Origin of the sequence: Providencia sp. JGM181 (genome assembly GCF_018257375.1) — a bacterium.
GTDB classification, from domain to species: domain Bacteria; phylum Pseudomonadota; class Gammaproteobacteria; order Enterobacterales; family Enterobacteriaceae; genus Providencia; species Providencia lanzhouensis.
The window spans coordinates 1-2,097 of sequence record NZ_JAERJY010000244.1; the positions used below are offsets into that span (position 1 = coordinate 1).

Below are 2,097 nucleotides of genomic sequence, written 5' to 3' on the forward strand. Positions count from 1 at the left end.
GAAGTATTTTTATCCAATAAAAGACAGAGCGATTGAAAGTCATGTGATTTGACCGAATATAGCATTAAGAAATGTAAAATTAATATTATATTGGGAAATAGTCATGAATAAGATGGTATTTGTGGAGCAGGCATTAAAAGAGGTTCTTGGTAAACAAATTGGAGAGTTAGCTATAATCAAGCAATTCTTCTCATCGGATTATGTGCAAATAGTTGATGGAAAACAGATTGATTTTTCTGAGTTCTATGCGCATATGCAGGTTTTAAAAGAAGCCACCGAGAGCATTACGATAGAAATTAAGTCAATTGCAGAAGGTGAAAATTGTGTTCATACGCAACATATTGCGAAAGCAATAAAAAAAGATGGCACGGTGAGTGAATTTGAAGTATTTGCTTGCTTTCATTTGATGGATGGAAAAATTATTCGATGTGAAGAGCTGACGAGAATGTTATCAGGCTCAAAACACGATAATGATTTGGGTTCTAGAACATAAATATATTTATAAAGGCAATCAACATGAAGCCATGTAGCTAATATAGGGGTTATTGTAATTAGCTACATGATTAAGTGTTATTTTATGCAGGATAAGTGAGTTGCATACCGGTTCCAACTTCTTGAACAGGGGCATGTTTTGCTAAATGAATTTTAGCAGCCAAGTCCGTGCAATGGCATGGGTGGATCTGCAATAAATTTTGTTTTTTAAAATACTCACTGGTTTGGTTTAACAGCTCATCGGACGCTTTTTGTAAATGAAATCCGCCGATGACAGTCACAATTTTGTCTATTTTAGTGACTCGCTTAGCATGCTCGACAATGTTACAGATCCCAGAGTGTGAGCATCCTGTAATAACAATCAGCCCCTCGGAGGTTTTAATCGCAAGGGCGCTGTCATCCAGTACATAATCATCAACACTGTTATTATGTTCATCGATAGTTTTACCTACCGGCTCTTTTCCTTCAAACGTGTTATTTCTTGGGATCTCACCTAAGAAAATGACATTCTCAGAAACAGAGTAAGAACCTTTAGTTTCAACTGTATCAAAGTAGGCGGTTAAAACATTCTTAGGGGTATTCGCGCCAATAACTTTTGAGTGATAACTTTTAGGTTGCAAAGCGTCCGGATGATAAATCAATTTTTTGGATTGCTGGGATTCGACATTTCGGCGATCTAAATATTGAATAAGGTGATTAATTCCCCATGTGTGGTCATTATGACCATGGGATAAAACGAGGTCAGTAATTTGAGCAAGGTCGATATTGAGGATATTGGCATTATTAATGAAAACATCGGAATAGCCAGTATCAAATAGAATTTTTTTACCGTCAGCTTCAATGTGGTAGCAAACTGCGGGTTCGCCACAAAAATAACTGTCAATCAGGGTGTTGTTATCAACGAGTACAGAAATTTTTATTGTCATTTTTATCTCTTTAGTTGTTTCATTATACAAAGAGGTTATATCAGAATAATGGCAAAAAATATTCAACCATCGATAAACATATAGGGTGTAAAAAAACACATGTTTAAATATGTGATCGGGAAAGGGTTGTTTATGAAAGCTAACTAGTCAATGTGAGTGGTTTAGAGTGATAATCAGTACAAATACTCTTAACCCTATTGAGTTTGCTATGATTTCCTTATTGGTAAAATGCTTGTTTGGTGCACTCGCTGTTTTAGTTATCGCGATCCTCTCGCGAAGCAAAGTTTATTATATTGCGGGATTGGTTCCTTTGTTTCCCACTTTTGCATTAATTGCCCATGTGATTGTGGTTCAGGAGCAAGGTGTGGAGGCATTAAGAAAAACAGCATTGTTTGGTTTATGGTCGCTAATCCCTTATGCAATGTATTTAATCACTGTTTATGTCTTTGCAACCAAATTAACACCGTGGATTTGTTTAAGTTTAGCAACATTGATTTGGATAGTCACCGCAGCTGTTTTAGTGTATTTCTGGCAGCTTATGCAGTGAAACTTATTGGTTTAACGCTTTCATTGCGTAAATTTAATGAAGTGTGTGTTTTTTAGTACTTAAATTTATATACAACATTTCTGTGTTAGATTTACACTCGAATTATTTTTTAGACGATTTATAATAATACTT

Annotated in this window: 3 protein-coding genes; 2 read left to right on the top strand and 1 reads right to left on the bottom strand. The window is 35.4% G+C overall.

What is annotated here, in order from left to right:
• Positions 1-103: 103 nt before the first annotated feature.
• Positions 104-493, top strand: coding sequence for a nuclear transport factor 2 family protein (locus tag JK188_RS17175; protein ID WP_211885838.1), 390 nt, complete (start codon positions 104-106; stop codon positions 491-493).
• Positions 494-575: 82 nt separating this feature from the next.
• Here JK188_RS17175 and JK188_RS17180 read toward each other — a convergent pair whose 3' ends face one another.
• Positions 576-1,418, bottom strand: coding sequence for an MBL fold metallo-hydrolase (locus tag JK188_RS17180; protein WP_132496085.1), 843 nt, complete (start codon positions 1,416-1,418; stop codon positions 576-578).
• Between the two features lie 208 nt (positions 1,419-1,626).
• Between JK188_RS17180 and JK188_RS17185 the strand changes: the two genes are divergently transcribed.
• Complete coding sequence (locus JK188_RS17185; RefSeq protein ID WP_249215404.1) at positions 1,627-1,965, top strand: GlpM family protein; 339 nt, start codon at positions 1,627-1,629, stop codon at positions 1,963-1,965.
• Positions 1,966-2,097: the final 132 nt, after the last annotated feature.